This is a genomic window from Xenorhabdus sp. SGI 60, assembly GCF_056632175.1.
This window is the reverse complement of the sequence record NZ_CP196860.1, coordinates 1,882,059-1,902,158: the sequence shown is the minus strand read 5'-3', so window position 1 is coordinate 1,902,158 and position 20,100 is coordinate 1,882,059. Positions and strand designations below refer to the sequence as shown.

The 20,100-nt window shown below is 42.1% G+C and carries 13 protein-coding genes and 2 tRNA genes; 10 read left to right on the top strand and 5 right to left on the bottom strand.

Translation table 11 applies throughout. The annotated features are described in order from the left end of the window. Window positions 1–99: 99 nt before the first annotated feature. Window positions 100–1,251 (top strand): cyclopropane fatty acyl phospholipid synthase, encoded by a 1,152-nt coding sequence (gene cfa, locus ACSJJG_RS09115; protein ID WP_481089148.1) that lies wholly within the window; start codon window positions 100–102, stop codon window positions 1,249–1,251. 82 nt (window positions 1,252–1,333) lie between these two features. Here cfa and ACSJJG_RS09110 read toward each other — a convergent pair whose 3' ends face one another. Then, window positions 1,334–1,975: a riboflavin synthase subunit alpha gene (locus ACSJJG_RS09110; protein WP_481089147.1), complete on the bottom strand. Its 642-nt coding sequence runs from the start codon at window positions 1,973–1,975 to the stop codon at window positions 1,334–1,336. 324 nt (window positions 1,976–2,299) lie between these two features. Between ACSJJG_RS09110 and ACSJJG_RS09105 the strand changes: the two genes are divergently transcribed. The 5 genes from ACSJJG_RS09105 (at window position 2,300) to ACSJJG_RS09085 (ending at window position 6,544) form a co-directional block, all read left to right on the top strand. Continuing rightward, window positions 2,300–3,673 (top strand): MATE family efflux transporter, encoded by a 1,374-nt coding sequence (locus tag ACSJJG_RS09105; protein WP_481089146.1) that lies wholly within the window; start codon window positions 2,300–2,302, stop codon window positions 3,671–3,673. Window positions 3,674–3,833: 160 nt separating this feature from the next. Beyond that, window positions 3,834–3,910 (top strand) — tRNA-Val (locus ACSJJG_RS09100). 34 nt (window positions 3,911–3,944) lie between these two features. Next, window positions 3,945–4,021 (top strand) — tRNA-Val (locus tag ACSJJG_RS09095). Window positions 4,022–4,537: 516 nt separating this feature from the next. After that, the gene (gene pykF, locus ACSJJG_RS09090) at window positions 4,538–5,947 is read left to right on the top strand and encodes a pyruvate kinase PykF (protein WP_481089145.1); all 1,410 of its coding nucleotides are present in this window, start codon (window positions 4,538–4,540) and stop codon (window positions 5,945–5,947) included. 360 nt (window positions 5,948–6,307) lie between these two features. Beyond that, window positions 6,308–6,544, top strand: coding sequence for a major outer membrane lipoprotein (locus ACSJJG_RS09085; RefSeq protein WP_481089144.1), 237 nt, complete (start codon window positions 6,308–6,310; stop codon window positions 6,542–6,544). A 93-nt stretch (window positions 6,545–6,637) separates the two neighbouring features. Here ACSJJG_RS09085 and ACSJJG_RS09080 read toward each other — a convergent pair whose 3' ends face one another. From ACSJJG_RS09080 to ydiJ, 3 genes are all read right to left on the bottom strand, one after another. Beyond that, on the bottom strand, window positions 6,638–7,693 hold the full coding sequence (locus ACSJJG_RS09080) for a L,D-transpeptidase family protein (RefSeq protein WP_481089143.1): 1,056 nt from the start codon (window positions 7,691–7,693) through the stop codon (window positions 6,638–6,640). Between the two features lie 162 nt (window positions 7,694–7,855). After that, the gene (locus tag ACSJJG_RS09075) at window positions 7,856–8,269 is read right to left on the bottom strand and encodes a hotdog fold thioesterase (protein ID WP_481089142.1); all 414 of its coding nucleotides are present in this window, start codon (window positions 8,267–8,269) and stop codon (window positions 7,856–7,858) included. After that, on the bottom strand, window positions 8,266–11,337 hold the full coding sequence (gene ydiJ, locus ACSJJG_RS09070) for a D-2-hydroxyglutarate dehydrogenase YdiJ (RefSeq protein ID WP_481089141.1): 3,072 nt from the start codon (window positions 11,335–11,337) through the stop codon (window positions 8,266–8,268). The genes ACSJJG_RS09075 and ydiJ overlap by 4 nt, the downstream gene beginning before the upstream one ends. Before the next feature lie 208 nt (window positions 11,338–11,545). On the opposite strand from ydiJ, the gene ydiK reads away from it, so the two are divergent. Then, complete coding sequence (gene ydiK, locus ACSJJG_RS09065; protein ID WP_481089140.1) at window positions 11,546–12,655, top strand: AI-2E family transporter YdiK; 1,110 nt, start codon at window positions 11,546–11,548, stop codon at window positions 12,653–12,655. A gap of 445 nt (window positions 12,656–13,100) precedes the next feature. Here ydiK and ppsA read toward each other — a convergent pair whose 3' ends face one another. Then, window positions 13,101–15,479, bottom strand: coding sequence for a phosphoenolpyruvate synthase (gene ppsA / locus ACSJJG_RS09060; RefSeq protein ID WP_481089139.1), 2,379 nt, complete (start codon window positions 15,477–15,479; stop codon window positions 13,101–13,103). A 190-nt stretch (window positions 15,480–15,669) separates the two neighbouring features. Here ppsA and ppsR point away from each other — a divergent pair, with 190 nt between their 5' ends. The 3 genes from ppsR to ACSJJG_RS09045 all read left to right on the top strand — a co-directional run bounded on the left by ppsR (window position 15,670) and on the right by ACSJJG_RS09045 (window position 20,072). Then, window positions 15,670–16,533 carry a posphoenolpyruvate synthetase regulatory kinase/phosphorylase PpsR gene (ppsR, locus tag ACSJJG_RS09055; RefSeq protein ID WP_481089138.1) on the top strand — a complete coding sequence of 288 codons (864 nt, stop codon included), beginning with the start codon at window positions 15,670–15,672 and terminating at the stop codon, window positions 16,531–16,533. A gap of 157 nt (window positions 16,534–16,690) precedes the next feature. Beyond that, entirely contained in the window at window positions 16,691–17,737 is a 1,047-nt protein-coding gene (locus tag ACSJJG_RS09050) for a 3-deoxy-7-phosphoheptulonate synthase (RefSeq protein ID WP_481089137.1), read from the top strand. Between the two features lie 295 nt (window positions 17,738–18,032). Then, a complete protein-coding gene (locus ACSJJG_RS09045) occupies window positions 18,033–20,072 on the top strand; it encodes a TonB-dependent hemoglobin/transferrin/lactoferrin family receptor (protein WP_481089136.1) in 2,040 nt (679 codons plus the stop codon). Window positions 20,073–20,100: the final 28 nt, after the last annotated feature.

The window sequence follows — 20,100 nt, the reverse complement described above, 5'->3', positions numbered from 1 at the left end:
TTCTATATTATTTTCAAACAAACCTTCGAGGTTTTATATAATAAAAATCAGCTACAAAGTGACACCTCAAAATTCCATCACACAAATGTTGGAGAGTATATGAGTTCGTCTTTCGTTGAAGGTAAAAAAATAATCACTGATCCTTGGCATAGGATCGCCCATGAATTGCTTCAGGAAACTGATATTGATATCAATGGCAAGCGCCCTTTCGACATACGTATTAAAAATCCTGACTTCTATAAGCGCGTATTGAAAGAAGGCTCCTTGGGTCTGGGTGAGAGTTATATGGATGGCTGGTGGGAATGTGATCGCCTTGATATTTTCTTTTACAAAGTATTACGGGCAGGTTTAGAACATCGTATTCCTAAAAATGTCAAAGATATCTTCAAGATAATTATCTCTCGTATATTTAATTTACAATCTCCCAAGCGTGCCTGGATTGTAGGTGAGGAACATTATAATTTAGGCAATGACCTGTTTACTCGGATGCTTGATCCTCACATGCAATATTCTTGCGGTTATTGGAAAGATGCCAACACACTGGAAGAAGCACAATCCCATAAGCTGCGCCTGATTTGCGAAAAACTACAACTGTCTCCGGGTATGACTTTATTGGATATCGGTTGTGGATGGGGAGGTTTGGCCGCCTATGCGGCAGAAAACTACGGAGTATCTGTCACAGGAGTAACAATTTCAGCCGAGCAACAGAAGTATGCACAGGAACGTTGCAAGGATCTAAATGTAAAAATTATCCTTGAAGATTACCGAAACCTTAATCTTCAATTTGATCGCGTTGTATCTGTCGGCATGTTTGAGCACGTAGGCCCTAAAAATTATGACAATTATTTCAATATAGTGAAAAAGAACTTAACACCTGATGGTCTGTTCCTTCTCCATACTATCGGTTCCAATATTGATAAATTAGGTTCCGATGCATGGATCAGCAAATATATTTTTCCCAACGGCTGCTTACCGTCGATTGCCAAAATTGCCAAAGCAACTACCGGAAAGTTTGTCATGGAAGATTGGCACAATTTTGGGACCGATTATGACCGGACATTGATGGCATGGTATGAGCGATTTATCGCCAGTTGGCATGAAATAGAGCGTAACTATAGCCCACGCTTCAAACGGATGTTCAGTTATTACCTGAACGCCTGTGCAGGTGCATTTCGTGCAAGAGATATACAGTTATGGCAGATAGTATTCAGCTCGCGAGGCATCGAAAAAGGATTAAGAGTACCTAGATAACTCCTCATAATGAAATTTCTAAAGCTACAGAAATGGTATTTCTGTAGCTTTCGTGTTTTATCGAATCTAGAAATATTTTTTATTATTCTTCAGTCTGTAACAATAATTTTTCTTGTTCTTTCTGAGCCATAACACGTTCAACGGTATCTACAATCGCTTGGGTTTGTGGATCAATTTCAATATTAACCTTTTCACCGAGACGTTTTTTGCCCAAAGTTGTACGCTCCAATGTTTCTGGAATTAAATGAACACAGAAGCGATTATTGACTACATCTCCAATTGTTAGGCTAATTCCGTCAATACCGACAAATCCTTTATGCAGAATATATTTCATTAACTGTTTATCGTGAATTCGAAACCATATTTCATGGTTATTTTCAGAAGTGAAGATCTTGGCAATTTCTGCTGTTGTAATAACATGACCGGACATCAAATGCCCACCAATTTCATCACCAAATTTAGCCGCCCTTTCCAGATTAACTAAATCACCTACCCTAAGTTCGCCAAGGTTGGTCAAACGCAATGTTTCTTTCATTAAATCAAAACTGATTAAATCACCGTCGATATTAGTTACAGTCAGACAACAGCCGTTGTGGGAAACAGAAGCGCCCGTTTCAATTCCGGGTAATAATTCAGCCGGAAATTTAACAACATAGGTCCGAAAATGCATTTTTTCATCAATAGCAACTATCGGTGCTTTTCCCTGAACGATACCTGTAAACATGGGAACCTCTTTAATAATTTCATCTGGCGGATTAGTTTAACCCACCCACCACCTTTAAACACCATGTTGTTTAAACATCATTTCGTTTAAACATTACTCTGTTTAAATACCATTTTATTTAATACATTATTTTGGTTGATTTTAGTTTCTGTTGAGTGTTGCTTCAATCATGTTGAGTATAAACATCGTGCAATGATTGGATTAATAAAATGAGTCCTATACAATATGGCAGCTTATAAGCGATATATTTTCCATTAACATCGTTTGCTCGCAAAAATATTTCTTGTTTTTCTCGTTAATTTTCAATCAAAAAAGGTGTAGTACGTGCAGAAATATTTAAATGAAGCGCGTAGTTTGCTCGCTTTAGGGATCCCTGTCGTCATCGCACAGTTTTCACAAACTGCGATGGGTTTCGTCGATACCGTCATGGCTGGTAAAGCTGGTGCTGTTGAAATGTCAGCGGTGGCGGTTGGCACATCAATCTGGTTGCCAACCATTCTGTTTGGCCAAGGTTTATTGCTCGCCTTGACGCCAATCGTGGCACACATGAATGGCTCTGGCCAGAGAAAAAATATTGCAGGTCAAATCCAGCAAGGGTTTTGGCTTGCAACCTTCCTCTCTATCTTGACCATCGCAATACTGTATAACAGCCGATTTATTATAGAAGCACAACATAATGTCGATCCTGTATTGGCACAAAAAGCCACGGAATTTATCCATGCGATCATGTGGGGAGCGCCAGGTTATTTGTTTTATCAAGTTTTACGTGGTCAATGTGAAGGATTATCGAAAACCAAACCAGCAATGGTCATAGGTCTTGCCGGACTCCTGGTCAATATTCCCGTTAACTATATTTTTATTTACGGTAAATTTGGTGCACCAGCATTGGGAGGTGTCGGTTGTGGTGTTGCAACGGCAACCGTTTACTGGGTTATGTTCCTGTTGCTGCTTGCCTATGTGAAGCACTCGCCTTCCCAAAAAGATATCCCAACATTCAACAAATTTGTGGGTCCTGAATGGCATACGCAAAAACGTATTGCACTGCTTGGCCTGCCTATCGCTTTAGCGATGTTCTTTGAGGTTACTCTGTTTGCTGTCGTCTCGTTGTTGGTTTCTCCGCTCGGCGTTGTGGCCGTTGCAGGGCACCAGATATCACTCAATTTCAGCTCCATGATGTTTATGTTCCCGCTGTCATTGGGGATCGCTGCCACCATTCGCGTTGGCTACAACTTGGGCCAAAAATCAACAGAAGGCGCTAAGATATCCGCATATACGAGTATTATTGTTGGCTTAATTATTGCCTGTATGACAGCGACCTTCACGGTACTGTTTAGCAAACACATTGCTTTTATGTACAACGATAATCCTGAGGTCGTTCTTCTTGCTTCCCACTTGATGTTGTTTGCTGCTATTTACCAACTTTCTGATGCGGTTCAGGTCATTGGGTCAGGAGTACTACGCGGGTATAAAGATACACGGTCTATTTTCTTTATCACTTTTATTGCTTATTGGCTCTTGGGGCTGCCTAGTGGTTATATTCTGGCATTGACTGATTATGTCACTAAGCCGATGGGACCACAGGGTTTCTGGATTGGGTTTATTATCGGTTTAACCGCATCAGCATTCATGATGGGTTACCGTATTTTATGGACACAAAAACAGCCAGCCCATTATGTTTTGAAACGTTCTACTCGTTAATTCAATATATTAGATTACCAACACGAGGGGAAAAAGCTGCGAATTCATGCTAAAAGATGTAAATGCGAGCAGTTGAACAAGAATTTGCATTTTTCCCCTTGCCAGAAGGCTCAGTGCCCGTTAATATTCGTCCCCGTTGTCAGCCACAGTAATTTAGATTGCGTCCGTAGCTCAGTTGGTTAGAGCACCACCTTGACATGGTGGGGGTCGGTGGTTCGAGTCCACTCGGACGCACCAAATATTCGGTTGGCAGAAAATAGAATCTTGATGTGCGTCCGTAGCTCAGTTGGTTAGAGCACCACCTTGACATGGTGGGGGTCGGTGGTTCGAGTCCACTCGGACGCACCATATCTAATTCATCGCTTCTCTCATTTCTTATACTCGTTACCTTTTTTCGATTTTTTTCATTCCAATATCCTTTTGTACTTATGAACTAGCTTGTTATCCAATCTACCTGTGTACTAAAAACTCAATTACGTTTTATTTGCACAACAACTTGATTTCTTTAATCATGAACCATATCTATCTCCTCTTTTCTGTGTGGAAATCCTTTCAAAAGCTATTTTTTGATTCATTTCACAGAAATTAGTCTCTATAATACGCTTATGTCATAAGTTGAATGGTTTCAGCTAATTAATTTACCGAATCCAGAAAAAATTACAGATGATTAGTCGAACTAAATCCGTATATCTGCACATACCGAACTTCACGCTGAAAAACTATTTGACGCTTACTACTATTCATTTTCTATTGCTATCCACTTTTCACTATGTCGCGCAACTCAAAACATCAGATGATGCGGGCACAAATGTTAATGGCTAGCGATTCACTCTTTTAATCCATTAAATCAGTAGATAGATTGTCATGAAAAAAACCAAAATTGTTTGTACTATCGGGCCAAAAACAGAATCCGAAGAGAAATTGACCAAACTGCTTAATGCTGGTATGAATGTGATGCGCCTGAACTTTTCTCACGGTGACTACGAAGAGCATGGTCAGCGCATTAAAAACATTCGCGCGGTCGTAGCAAAAACTGGCAAAAAAGCCGCAATCTTACTGGATACTAAGGGTCCTGAAATCCGCACCATGAAGCTGGAAGATGGCAATGACGTCTCCCTGACCGCGGGCCAAACTTTCACCTTTACAACAGATAAATCTGTTATTGGCAATCGAGAACGTGTCGCTGTGACTTATGTCGGTTTGCCAGAAGATCTGAAACCAGGTAACACCATATTGGTTGATGATGGTTTGATCGCTATGACAGTTAAAGAAATTACCGCGACTGAGGTCATCTGTGAAGTATTGAACAACGGTGACTTGGGTGAAAACAAAGGCGTTAACCTGCCAAATGTTTCTATCAACCTGCCTGCACTGGCAGAAAAAGATAGGCAGGATTTGATCTTCGGTTGTGAGCAAGGCGTGGATTTCGTTGCAGCATCTTTTATCCGTAAACGTTCCGATGTACTGGAAATCCGTGAGCACCTGAAAGCTCATGGCGGCGAACACATCCAAATCATTTCTAAAATCGAAAACCAGGAAGGCCTGAATAATTTCGATGAAATTCTCGAAGCGTCTGACGGTATCATGGTTGCCCGCGGCGATCTGGGTGTTGAAATCCCGGTAGAAGAAGTTATCTTCGCGCAAAAAATGATGATCGAAAAATGTAATGCAGCTCGTAAGGTTGTTATTACTGCCACTCAGATGCTGGATTCAATGATCAAAAACCCACGCCCTACCCGCGCCGAAGCTGGCGACGTTGCCAACGCTATCTTAGACGGTACAGATGCGGTAATGCTTTCTGGTGAAAGTGCGAAAGGAAAATATCCTGTTGAAGCCGTTTCCATCATGGCAACAATCTGTGAACGTACAGATCGCGTTATGGGCAGCAAAATTGAACATACCAGGACTCAGAAGCTGCGCGTTACCGAAGCAGTGTGCCGTGGCGCGGTTGAAATTGCAGAAAAATTGGAATCTCCACTGATTGTGGTAGCAACTTATGGCGGTAAGTCTGCAAGATCTATCCGCAAGTATTTCCCTAATGCCTCAATCCTTGCATTGACAACGAATGAAATCACTGCCCGTCAACTGCTGTTGGTCAAAGGTGTTTCCACTCAGATTGTCAAAGAAATCGCTTCTACCGATGATTTTTATCGTATTGGTAAAGAAGCTGCATTGGCAAGTGGTATGGCACACAAAGGGGATATCGTTGTCATGGTATCCGGTGCATTAGTACCAAGTGGCACCACAAACACTTCCTCTGTTCACGTGCTATAAGATTAAATAAGCTAAATAACTGTGCTGTCTAAATTTGGGCAGTACTGGGATCATAAAGAAGCCCATATTTGTATTATGCAAATTGGGCTTTTTATATTTCTATGGTGCACCATCATCATAGTGAGCGTTAAAAATTAATATTATTCTTTGTTTCTCTACTAGAATATTTTAGAAATTATGTTTAGAGCTGTGCTTCTAAATAACAATAATTCATGTTTAATTAATAAAAATTAAACAGATAAGTCACTCTATTGTTTGTGCAGAATTTTTTTCGTAGCAAAAATTTATTCTCTTTCTAAAATAGTTTGTGTAATACTTAGATGGCTACTTGGAGATTAACTTAATCTAGAGGGTAATGTGATGAATCGCGCTAAAGTTGTATTTGGTGCAGTAATTCTGGCTTCTACTCTGTTAGCGGGTTGCTCAAGCGCAACTAAAGTTGAACAACTCGCCTCTCAGGTTCAAACTCTCGGTTCTAAAGTTGACCAGTTGGGCAGTGATCTCAGTTCTATTCGTTCTGATGTACAATCAGCCAGAGACGAAGCTGCTCGCGCGAATCAGCGCCTTGATAACCAAGTTCGTTCATACAAGAAATAATCTTTATAGTAGGTAGAAATTGTTGATAACAAATGGCGTACAGTGGTACGCCATTTCTATTTCTCTGCTTGCCGCCCTATATTTCCCAATTTCTCATGTTTCAGGTTGATAAATTGGCCTTGGTTGGTGTAATGGCGGTATTTTAGCTGGTTTAATTTCGGGGGCCGCATCTTCAATTGACCTTAAAATCGCCTTTTCCGCCTGACTATTTATAGTCAGCGCTATATTTACCTGCACTGGCATTCCTGAACGACGAATAATAGCTTGATCAACAAGGAATTCATCTGTTTCACGATTATTAACGAACTCCACTAAGCCTTCAGAACGTGGAACTGGCATTATTTGCGGATCATCAGCCTCTTTATTAGAAAGTGGCTGATGAACTTCCACATAGCGCTTACCATCTGGCTCTATGGCATATTTCACTGGTTCATTCATGACTTGAACACGCGTTCCTCGTGGAACAGTCTGAAACAGCGCTTCGATATCATCAGGTCGCAAACGAATACATCCTGAACTGACACGCATACCAATGCCAAAATTCGCATTTGTACCGTGGATCAGATATTCACCACGCCCGGCGGCCAAACGTAAGGCAAAATCTCCCATTGGATTATCTGGACCTGCGGGTATTACAGCAGGCAAAATAATTCCCCGACTAGCATAATCCTTGCGAATATTAACGGTTGGTGTCCATGTCGGGTTTTTGATCAACTGGCTGACTGACGTTGTCATAGTCGGCGTGTTACGCCCAAGTTGACCTATTCCAATAGGGTACACAACGACATAATTTTTTCCCTCGGGGAAATAATAGAGCCTGAGTTCGGCCAGATTGATAATAATTCCCTGACGGGGAGTGTCTGGCAGCAGCATCTGTGATGGAATAATTAACTCAGTGCCAGGTTTAGGTAAATAGGGATCAACACCAGGATTTGCTTCCAACATCGCCAATAATCCTATTTGGTATTTGGCTGCAATGAATTCTAACGGACGTCCGTCATTGGGCACAATATAGGTAGAATTTTCGCCAATCAGGCGGCTATTAGCAGGAGGCAATGGGTACTCGATAGCATGGGCGATATGAGTCAATCCACTTAACGACAACATGCCAATCAAGAACATGCCGATAACAGTTAAAAATCGCTTCATACGTGCTTCCTGAAAATGATGCTTGAGTGTTAGTGGTTAAGTAATAGCCTACTTTGCAAAACTATTCTATCTTATTCGTAGTAATCAAAGCGGGATTGATATCGTCCGACTGTTCCCGTCAGCCACATACTGACAGGAACAAAAACATAACAGGTAGGATAATTAAGATAAAACTGCCGTTGTCAGGCGAGACGTGCAGCATAATTGTTGCTGATCATTATAGATATCAATCTGCCAGACCTGATGTGAACGGCCAAGATGGACAGGTTTACAAATCCCTTTAACCATGCCTTCATGAACAGATTTAAGGTGGTTAGCATTAATCTCTACGCCCACCACTTTCTGTTCGCCTTCCGAGCAGAGATAACCGGCAATCGAGCCAAGTGTTTCAGCTAATACCACCGATGCCCCACCATGCAAAATCCCGAAGGGTTGTTTAGTTCGTTGATCGACGGGCATTGTTCCTTCGATAAAATCATCACCAAGCTGGGTAAATTCGATCCCTACATGTCTTACCATACACTCACCGTTAAATTGATTAAGTGCATTTACATCTATATTACGTTTCCAAATCACGACATTATCTCCAATAGGGCTTGTAATGGATGTTTAAGCAGTTTTCCTTCTATACGCTTCACCTGACTGCGACACGAATACCCGGTACTTAGGCAATGTTCTAAGGATAGATTTCTCAGTGCCGGAGTCCATGAAAGATTGTAGATGCCAATGGATCTCTCCAGGTTTTTCTTTTCATGACCATATGTACCAGCCATACCACAACACCCGACATTGACATGATTCAATTGATGACCAAAATGGCAGAAGATATCAGCCCACTGTTTGCCGCTATTAGGCAATGCTGTCACTTCGGTACAGTGCCCAAGCAGATACCAGTCGTCTCTGAACATTGAATCATCGTTTTTCGCTTGTGACATTTTTTCCGGCAAAATGCTGATTAGCCATTCATGTACCAACTGAACATGAAAATCTCCCCTCCGTTCACCGAGAATAGCGTTGTATTCATCCCGATAACACAGAACTAAAGCAGGATCGACACCTACCATAGGAATATTCAGGCGCGCTATTCGATTAAGAAAGTCAGCCGTTTTTCCCGCGGTTTTGGCAAATCGATGCAAGAATCCTTTGACGTGCTGTGCTTTTCCATTGGGTGAAAATGGCAGTAAAACAGGCTTATATCCCAATTTTTCTACCAGCAATACAAAATCGGTGACCACTTTAGCATCGTAATAACTTGTAAAAGGATCCTGGACAATCAGCACATGTTGGTCACGCTGTAATGATGACAAGCCTTCCAGCTGTTCCAGCGTTGTCCTTACTGCATAATGACCCGCAAGTTGCTGTTGCAATGTCGGGTAGGAGAGTAACGGCAGATCAGCCATGCCAATGGTATGCTGGCTGATTTTTTGTGCCCACGGTTGTTTCAGGAAAAAATTAAATACTCGCGGCGCTTTTGCCATCAATGGCGTGCTGGATTCAACATTAGCAACAATATGATCACGCAATGGGCGCAAGTAACGGCTGTGATACAGCGCTAAAAAGCGTGAACGAAACGAAGGAACATCAATCTTGATCGGACATTGGGTTGAACAAGCTTTACAGGCTAAACAACCTGACATTGCCTCTTTGACTTCATGCGAAAAATCATACTCACCGCGCCACGCTTGCCAACTATGACGCGTTTTTTCAATCAGTCCCCGCAAACTGGGGCGCTCTTGCTCCAGCCCATGCTCCAACACTTTGGGTTCAACCCCTTGTTCTGTCAAAAGCCGCAACCACTCTCTCACCAAGGTCGCCCTACCTTTGGGAGAATGTATGCGATGCTGACTGATTTTCATTGACGGACACATTGGGCTTCTGACATCGAAATTGAAGCATAATCCGTTACCATTACATTCCATCGCTCCGCGAAATGCTCCCCTTACATTAACAGGAATGGTACGGTCGTAAGTCCCGCGCTTGGCTGCATCAACTTTCATCATGGGAGCATCGACACCAATTGGTGGACAAATTTTCCCCGGATTGAGTCGATTGAGTGGATCAAATACCGTCTTTATTCGGCGCAGTTCGTTATACAAGGCCTCACCAAAAAAGGCAGGGCTATATTCTGCCCGAAAACCCTTTCCATGTTCTCCCCATAACAAACCACCATATTTGGCCGTCAAATGAACAACTTCATCAGAAATCTGTTTCATCAAGATTTCCTGCTGAGGATCACACATATCCAACGCAGGACGCACGTGCAAAACACCTGCATCGACATGCCCAAACATACCATAATTCAGTTTGTGATTATCCAAAAGCTGGCGAAATTCAGCGATATAATCGGCAAGATGTTGAGGAGGAACACAGGTATCTTCGACAAAGGGAATGGGTTTAGCAGGGCCTTTACTGTTGCCTAACAATCCGACGGATTTTTTCCGCATGGCATAAATGCGCTCAATATCCATCAAATCATGGCATATTTGATAACCAATAATGCCCGCCTGATTTTTTTTCATCAATTCATCAAGGCGTAAGCAAAGTTCCTGCAACTGCTGATCAATCTTCTGTTCATCATTACCACTGAATTCGACAATATTCAGACCTTGCATATCCTTATCAGGCACGTCAGTAATCAATTCTTTCACTGAATGCCAGATGATATCTTCGCGCGCCAGGTTCAGTACCTTAGAGTCTACCGTTTCAACCGAAAGTGCTTCGGCTTCGACCATAAAGGGAGCATTACGTAGGGCAGAATCAAAGGAGTTATATTTGACATTCACCAGTCGCCTGACTTTAGGTAACGGCGTGATATCCAGTGTCGCCTCGGTAATGAAGGCCAGAGTACCTTCAGAACCCGTCAAAATACGGGTGAGATCAAAAGACTGCATATCGTCGCTGAATACATGGCGTAAATCGTATCCCGTCAGAAATCGATTGAGTTTAGGGAACTTCTCAATAATGAGTTTCCGTTGTTCACGGCAACGTTCCAATACCGTTTTATAAACACGACCAGCTATACTCTCTTCTTGAGCAATCGATTCCGCTAATGCTGTGCTCACAGGACGGGTATCTAACATTTCCCCTCCCAATAAAACAGCACGTATACCCAGGACATGATCCGAGGTTTTGCCATAAACCAACGATCCCTGACCGGAAGCATCCGTATTGATCATGCCGCCCAACGTAGCACGGTTACTGGTTGAAAGTTCTGGAGAGAAAAAATAACCGAAAGGTTTTAGATATTGATTAAGCTGATCTTTGATAACACCGGCTTCTACCCTTACCCATCCCTGCTCTGGGTTGATTTCCAGAATGCGGTTCATATAACGGGACATATCCACCACAATACCACTGTTAAGTGATTGCCCATTTGTACCCGTTCCCCCACCGCGGGGGGTAAATGTCAGGACCTTAAAACGCGCCTCTTCTGCTATTCTTGTCAGCAATACAACATCGGCGCTGGAACGAGGAAATACAATAGCTTGTGGTAACAGTTGATAAATACTGTTATCTGTCGCCATAGTCAGTCTGTCGGCATAGCTACTGGCAGTGTCTCCGGTAAAACCCGCTTCTTTCAGTGCAATCAAATAGTTCTGTGCCAGTTCACTGACATGGGGGGCTTGTGATATACGTGGGATCATTGGCTAATTGCCCCTTATTCTAATAAATATCCACATTGCTTTATCTATATACTATCTTGGGTAACGTAACTCAGACAATTTTCTGGTTTCTGAGCAGGCTTTCAACCATATCACAATATTTATCGATTTTGAGCAACCAATGAAGTAACGTTATATTTAATTACCGTTGTTACCGCCAACACTATTTAATTACCTGAGAAATGATTTCATGGAAAAATCACAATCACACCAAGATTTACCTAAGTTGTTATTCGCTCTATTCTTCATTTTATTGCTCATTACCACCAGCTTTTGGGTTTTAAGTCCCTTTATTTTGGGATTTATTTGGTCAGGAATGGTGGTTATCGCAACCTGGCCATTATTGGAGAAGTTACAACAACGATTATGGGGAAAACGCTGGATTGCAGTTTCTATCATGACGTTACTGTTAGTTTTGTTATTTGTTATCCCTATTGCGTTACTTGTCAGCAGCTTGGTAGAAAACAGTGCGCCATTGATTGAATGGGCAAAATCACCTTCCTCTTTTCAACTTCCACAACTGGAATGGCTCAATCGAGTACCTGTCATTGGCAAAGATTTATATCTTAAATGGCAGGATTTGATTGCTGATGGTAGTAACATGCTTCTCAACAAAATTCCCCCTTACATCGGTAAAGCAGCAACTTGGTTTTTTACCCAAGCCGCTAATGCAGGACGCTTTCTTTTCCATCTGGTACTGATGGTTATGTTCAGTGTATTACTTTATTGGAAAGGTGATCAGGTTATGCTGAGTATCCGCCATTTTGCCATCCGGCTGGCAGATAAACGAGGTGATGCCGTAGTGTTGCTGGCTGCCCAATCGATCCGGGCTGTAGCTCTTGGCGTGGTGGTAACGGCGTTGGTTCAAGCCATTGCGGGCGGAATTGGGTTAGCAATTGCCGGCATTCCGTATCCAATGATATTGACAGTACTCATGTTTGTATGCTGTGTTGCCCAGTTAGGGCCTCTGCTTGTTCTCGTTCCATCTATCGCATGGCTTTATTGGACGGGAGAAACAACCTGGGGAACAATTTTAATTATCTGGAGCCTGGTATTAACCACTATGGATGGTGTCCTACGCCCTTTCCTGATCCGTCTTGGTGCTGACTTACCTATGGTATTAATTCTTACTGGTGTCATCGGTGGGATCCTGTCATTAGGTGTCATTGGGCTATTTATTGGGCCTGTTGTATTGGCTGTTTCTTACAGTTTATTATTGGCATGGATGAATGAAGTTCCTAAACCCGAAGGAAGAATGACAGATATGGAAAAACATTTCGGGGAAAAGCACGTCAAATAATTAAATAATTGCGCGAAAAAATAGTATTTTCGCGCGATTATAAAATTGATGGATATATCATCAAAACCTCCATCTAAAATATAAAATTATTTTTTCGTAAAAAAGAAAACCCACCAGAAAAATTGTTGCAAAAAAGTTATTTTTATAAAGTTTTTTTCCTAATCTCTATTTATTAAGAGGATTCTTAATGAATAAACTCACCTATTAAATTAGTATTCAATTCATCGAAACAAATGTTTCCCAGAGTATTGCCATCTCAGCTTATAACGCCATAGGCTGGGGTCAATGAAGTATATATATTGCTGTGTGTAGTCTTTGCCTGTCAGCCTATGATAGGCTTTTTTTTGTATTCCAAAAAACATGTAACATAGAATATAAAAGCCTGAAAGTATCTTAACAGGCTCTTATATTTATATTTGAATTAAATGCTATGAGTGATTTCCAGTTAATTATTCTCAGCCAAAGCAATCCACGTTTTCACGACTGTATCAGGATTCAATGATAAACTGTCAATTCCTTCCTCCATTAACCATTGAGCAAAATCTTCATGATCCGAAGGCCCTTGTCCACAGATACCAACATATTTCCCCTGCCGTTTAGCCGCCTGAATTGCCATAGAAAGTAATTGTTTCACCGCGTCATTACGTTCATCGAATAATTCGGATACCACACCAGAATCGCGATCTAATCCCAGAGCTAATTGCGTCATATCATTTGAGCCAATTGAGAAGCCGTCAAAATATTGAAGGAATTGCTCTGCTAACAACGCATTCGATGGAATTTCACACATCATGATAACTTTCAAGCCATTCTCACCGCGCTTCAAACCCTGAGATGCCAATTCCGCTATTACCGCTTCCGCTTGAGCAACGGTACGCACAAACGGGATCATCACCTCAACGTTAGTTAATCCCATCACATTACGTACCCGCTTGATCGCCTCGCACTCCAACGCAAAACATTGACGGAAGCTGTCAGAAACGTAGCGCCCTGCCCCACGGAAACCCAGCATTGGGTTTTCTTCATGTGGCTCATACATGTCTCCACCCACTAAATTCGCATATTCATTGGATTTGAAATCTGACAAGCGAACGATCACCCGTTTGGGCCAGAATGCTGCCGCTAGCGTTGCAATCCCTTCGGTTAATTTTCCTACATAAAACTCAATAGGATCATCATAACCAACCATCAACGATTTAATTTGCTCTTGCAGCTCAGAAGACTGTTTGGAATATTCAAGCAGAGCACGAGGATGTACACCGATCATTCGGTTAATAATAAACTCCAGTCGAGCCAAGCCAATCCCTTCATTTGGCAAACAAGCGAAATCAAATGCGCGATCAGGATTGCCTATATTCATCATGATCTTCACATCCAATTCCGGCAGTTTATCAATTTGGGAACTCTGAACACTGAAATCTAGTTTATGCTGATAAACGTAACCTGTATCACCCTCCGAACAAGAAACCGTTACCTGTTGACCTTCTTGTAGACGTTCAGTCGCATCACCACAACCAACAACGGCAGGAATACCCAGCTCACGAGCAATAATGGCGGCATGACAGGTACGTCCTCCACGATTAGTGACAATAGCTGCTGCTCTTTTCATGATCGGTTCCCAATCCGGATCAGTCATGTCAGTGACCAATACATCTCCCACTTGAATGCGATCCATTTCACTCAGATTGTGGATAACTTTGACTGTTCCAACGCCGATACGATGCCCAATTGCTCGACCTTCTACCAATACATTACCTTGCTCATTGAGTTGGTAACGTTCCATTACCTGCTGATTTGATCGGACAGTTTCAGGACGGGCTTGCACAATATATAACTTGCCATTACGCCCATCTTTCGCCCACTCGATATCCATCGGACGACCATAATGCTTCTCAATCAACAAAGCCTGTCTGGCCAACGCTTCCACTTCACTGTCAACCAAAGAGAAACGATTGCGCAATTCCTCTGATACAGCTTCCGTACGCACTTGCTTGCCATGCTCTTTGCTATCTGCATAAATCATACGTATTTTTTTAGAGCCAAGATTACGGCGCACTATTGCCGGGCGATTGTTCTTCAACGTCGGTTTGTGGACATAAAATTCATCAGGGTTTACTGCCCCCTGCACAACCATCTCCCCCAAACCATAAGCTGATGTAATGAACACAACCTGATCAAAACCTGATTCAGTATCAATCGTGAACATCACCCCAGACGAAGCCAAATCAGAACGCACCATGCGCTGTATACCCGCAGAAAGTGCAACACCTCGGTGGTCATAACCTTGATGGACACGGTAAGAAATGGCACGATCATTAAAAAGTGATGCAAAGACATGCTTGATAGCCACCATCACCGCATCAATGCCTTGCACATTCAAGAAAGTTTCTTGCTGTCCAGCAAAAGAAGCATCCGGCATATCTTCCGCAGTTGCAGAAGAGCGCACAGCGAAAGAGGCATCAGGCTCGCCTTCAGACAATTGCAGATAGGCATCACGAATATCTTTTTCAAGTTGAGCCGTAAATGGCGTATCAATCACCCACTGACGGATCTGTGCGCCAGTTTTAGCCAACTGATTGACATCATCAACATTGGTTTCATCCAGCAATTGATAAATACGCTGGTTCACACCACTTTGTTCCAGAAAATCATTAAATGCCTGTGCAGTTGTAGCAAAACCATTGGGAACAGACACGCCAAGTTCAGCCAGATTGGTGATCATCTCGCCCAGCGAGGCGTTTTTACCACCAACCCGATTAACGTCATTCATACCTAATTGGTTATACCAGAGCACATTGCTTGGGGTGAGGCCACTATTGGACATTAGAAACTATCCTTTTTTACATTCGGAGGTACAAATCGGAAAATTAAAGCTGCACTTCACAGCAGGAAATAGCCTAGCACATTGTCTTGCCAGATATAGAAAGGTGAATCGATCAACCCAACAATATTATTTTTTTACGGGTATAATTCTGGAAAAAATCCAAGGGCATAACGATAAAAGAAGAGAGACAATGATAGAAATCCATCCTTCCCAAACAGCGGAAAATGAAATACTGGAACGCAGCGTATTTTTTATTTCTGATGGAACGGCAATCACCGCAGAAATTTTAGGCCATGCTGTGTTATCCCAATTTCCAATTACTATTACTTCCTATACCTTACCTTTCGTGACGAGCAAAGCCAGAGCAGAGGAAGTCAGAGATCAAATAAACGCGATATATCAGCAAACCCAAATCAAACCATTAGTTTTTTATTCCATCATCTCGGATGAAGTGAAAAGCATTATTACCCGCAGTAACGGATTTTGTCAGGATATTGTTCAAACATTAGTTGCACCATTACAGCAAGAAATTGGCCTGGAACCCAAACCCGAATTACACCGAACTCACGGCTTATCGAAAAAAAATCTGGGGCAATATGATGCACGTATTGCTGCCATTGATTACACTCTCGCCCATGATGATGGTATTTCATTACGTAATCTTGATCAGGCTCAAGTCATTATACTTGGCGTCTCTCGGTGTGGAAAAACACCCACCAGCCTCTATCTTGCCATGCAATTTGGTATTCAGGCTGCAAACTATCCTTTTACCGCAGATGATATGGATAATTTGCAGTTACCCGCTGCTTTAAAATCCTTTCAGCATAAATTATTTGGTCTGACGATCAGCCCAGAAAGGCTTGCTACTATCCGTGGAGAACGGCGTGAAAATAGCCGTTATGCTTCATTACGACAATGTCGGGTTGAAATTGCTGAAGTTGAGGCTTTATTTCGAAAAAATAAGATCAATTACCTGAATACCACTAATTATTCTGTCGAAGAGATTTCAGCCAAAATTATTGACAGCATGGGATTAAAACGTCGTATGTTCTGATTTCAAAACATAACATGTTTAACAATATTTATTCACGACACTTTCTCGCGTAAATATCATGATTGTCTGTTGAATTTACTGGGGGTTGAGTTATTGTGATTCCCCAGTTATTCCAGACTCTGTCACAATACGAAGTAGAATCCGAGAAAGAAAGTATATGTACAAAACAGATGAGTTAAGAACCCACCGCATTGATAGCCTGATCACACCTAAAGCACTTGCAGAACAATATCCTATATCAGACAAAATCTTACAAAATGTGACATTGTCACGAAAGCGCATTGAATCCATCCTAACAGGCGAGGATCAACGTCTATTGGTCATTATTGGTCCCTGCTCCATTCATGATGCTGATGCCGCCCTTAATTATGCCTCTCGCTTACGCACCCTACGCAAAAAATACCAGCAAAATCTAGAAATCGTGATGCGAACTTACTTCGAAAAACCGAGAACTGTTGTTGGTTGGAAGGGCTTGATTTCAGATCCCATGTTGGACGGCTCTTGCCAGGTTAATAGAGGGATCTCCCTTGCCCGTAAGCTGTTAATTGATATCAATGAATTAGGTATCCCGACGGCGACAGAATTTCTGGATATGGTCACTGGTCAATACATTGCCGATTTAATCAGTTGGGGAGCGATTGGCGCCAGAACAACAGAGAGCCAAATTCACCGGGAAATGGCTTCTGCCTTGTCATGCCCAGTGGGTTTTAAAAACGGGACGGATGGTAATACGCTTATCGCTATTGATGCAATACGTGCAGTACGAGCCAGGCATATGTTTTTGTCTCCAGATAAAAACGGCCAGATGACTATTTATCAAACCAGTGGCAACCCCTATGGACATATTATTATGCGTGGTGGGAAAAAACCGAATTACAGTGCTGAAGATATTGCAGCAACCTGCCATAAATTACGTGAATTTCACTTACCTGAACGTTTGATTGTAGATTGCAGCCACGCTAATTGTCAGAAAATTCATCGTCGTCAATTGGATATAGCAAAAAATATTGGTGAACAGATCCAATCCGGCTCAACAGCGATTGCTGGTGTTATGGCTGAAAGCTTTTTGGTTGAAGGAACTCAAAAAGTTATCCAGGGAGGAACGTTAACATACGGCCAATCTATTACTGATCCATGCCTCGGCTGGCAAGATACGGAAGAATTTATCAATATTCTTGACGAAGCCATGAGAAATCGTTCCTGAATCCTTTCCTTATTTTGGCTCCCCCAACTCTCGGGAGCCAATAATCCGAAAAAAAATTTTTTAAATCAAAATATTACTTCAAAATTTCAGGTATAGAAAAAATAACTTGAAGTTAACCACCATTGAAACGATAATTATTCTCAATATCGGAATAATTGTTATTCAATGAATCAATTGCATTGATGGTCAACTCTGACGCAATAAAAAATCTAACAAACCCACTGCTGAATAACAGTGATATATCAGTAAATTGTGTCCACAGGAACACGCTATTTCACCATGGAAATTGACTTGCATGACTTTAATTAAATCACTAAACCTGAAACTGTCTACATTAAGTGTACTCATCTTCGCGAGTTTATCTTCTGCGTATGCCACAACAGTACCTTCGGAAACAGTACATTCCAAGAAAGAGAAATCTTCCAAAGATACTGTAACTGTCTACGCCACTGGCAACCAACGTGACAGCTTTGAAGCCCCTATGATGGTTACAGTCATTGAAGGCAATTCAGCCAGCAGTCAGGTTGCAGACAACGCAAATGATTTACTGCGCAATATTCCGGGCGTTGATATCGCTGGTATTGGTCGTGCCAATGGACAAGATATCAGTATTCGGGGTTATACCCAAAAAGGGGTTTTGACTCTTGTTGATGGTATTCGGCAAGGGAGCAATACCGGACACCTCAATGGTGTATTTCTCGATCCCGCTTTGATTAAGCAGGTGGAAGTTGTCCGTGGTCCATCAGCACTATTATATGGCAGTGGTGCCCTGGGTGGTGTTATTGCCTATCAAACAGTAGATGCCGCTGATTTATTGGAAGAAGGCAAAAATACGGGTTTTCGTGTTTTTAGCCGCGCAGGGAGCGGTGACCACAGTCTGGGATTTGGGGGAGCTGCATTCGGTAAAACCGAACAGCTTGATGGTTTAGTTGCATTTGGCACCCGTGATGCGGGCAATATCCGTTTCGGAAAGGGCATAACAGAAAATAACGATGAATCCATCGGTAATGCGTTGGTAAAAGGCGTCTGGAAAATAGATGACAACCAAAAGTTCAGCGGCAACTTGCGTTATTACCGCAATGAGGCACATGAGCCTAAAAATCCACAAACCATCTATGGCAAGGGAAACGAACGATTAGACCGCACCACAACACAACGTGATGCTCAATTGTCTTATCAATTAAACCCAGCCAAATATAGCTGGTTAAATGCCAGAGCAGATATTTATTATTCCGATATAAATATTAATAACAGAAGCAAAGACAAGGCCTTTGAAGGCCGTAAACAAGAAACTTATGGTATAAAACTTGAAAACCGTTCCCATTTGGGAAGTACTGCCTTTGCTGCACACCAATTTACCTATGGTGGTGAAGCCTATCAACAAAAACAAAAACCAAGTAGCCGTATTGTAGAAGGTTTTCCCAACGCCGATATCCGTTTTGCATCTGGCTGGGTTCAAGATGAAATGACCCTGCGTGATTTACCTGTTTCATTTATTGTGGGTACACGTTACGACAATTACAAAGCCACAAATAGCAAATATGATGATATCAGTGCCGACAAATGGTCATCAAAAGGCGCCATTAGTATTACCCCTACAGATTGGTCAATGCTATTTGCTTCTTATTCCCAGGCATTCCGTTCCCCGACTATGGGCGAAATGTATAACGATTCTAGACACTTTCCTGGAAACTACTGGAAACCCAATCCAAACCTACGCCCTGAAAGTAATGAAACCCAGGAATATGGCTTCGGACTACGTTTCGATGATGTTTTAACCAATAATGATGGTCTGAAATTTAAAGCCAGTTATTTTGATACTCAGGCAAAAGATTACATATCTTCCACTGTGACACCTGATAGGAGATTTACGACATCTTTCAATATTCCAAAAGCTAAAATTTGGGGTTGGGATATTTCTATGACGTATGATTCTGACTGGTTCTCCTGGAACCTTGCTTATAACCGAACAACGGGTAAGAACGAAAAAACTGGGGTATCTATAGGAGCACTCAGCCCTGATACCCTAACCAGCACTTTAGATATTCCATTATCTGACACAGATTTCTCTATTGGATGGATCGGTAAATTCACCCAGCATACCCAAGTTAAAGGAGTATATGGCACCAATAGGGATGAATACGGTCGGAAGGTTTCTCAATATGCAGGCTATGGCGTCAATGACTTCTACGTTAGCTATCATGGCACTGGAACATTAAAAGGGCTAACGACCTCCGTTGTACTGGGTAACGCTTTTGATAAAGCCTACTACTCATCGCTGGGAGCACCACAGTATGGTCGTAATGCCAAACTGTTTGTAAGCTACCAGTGGTAAAAGAATAAACAAATTATTATCCCGATTT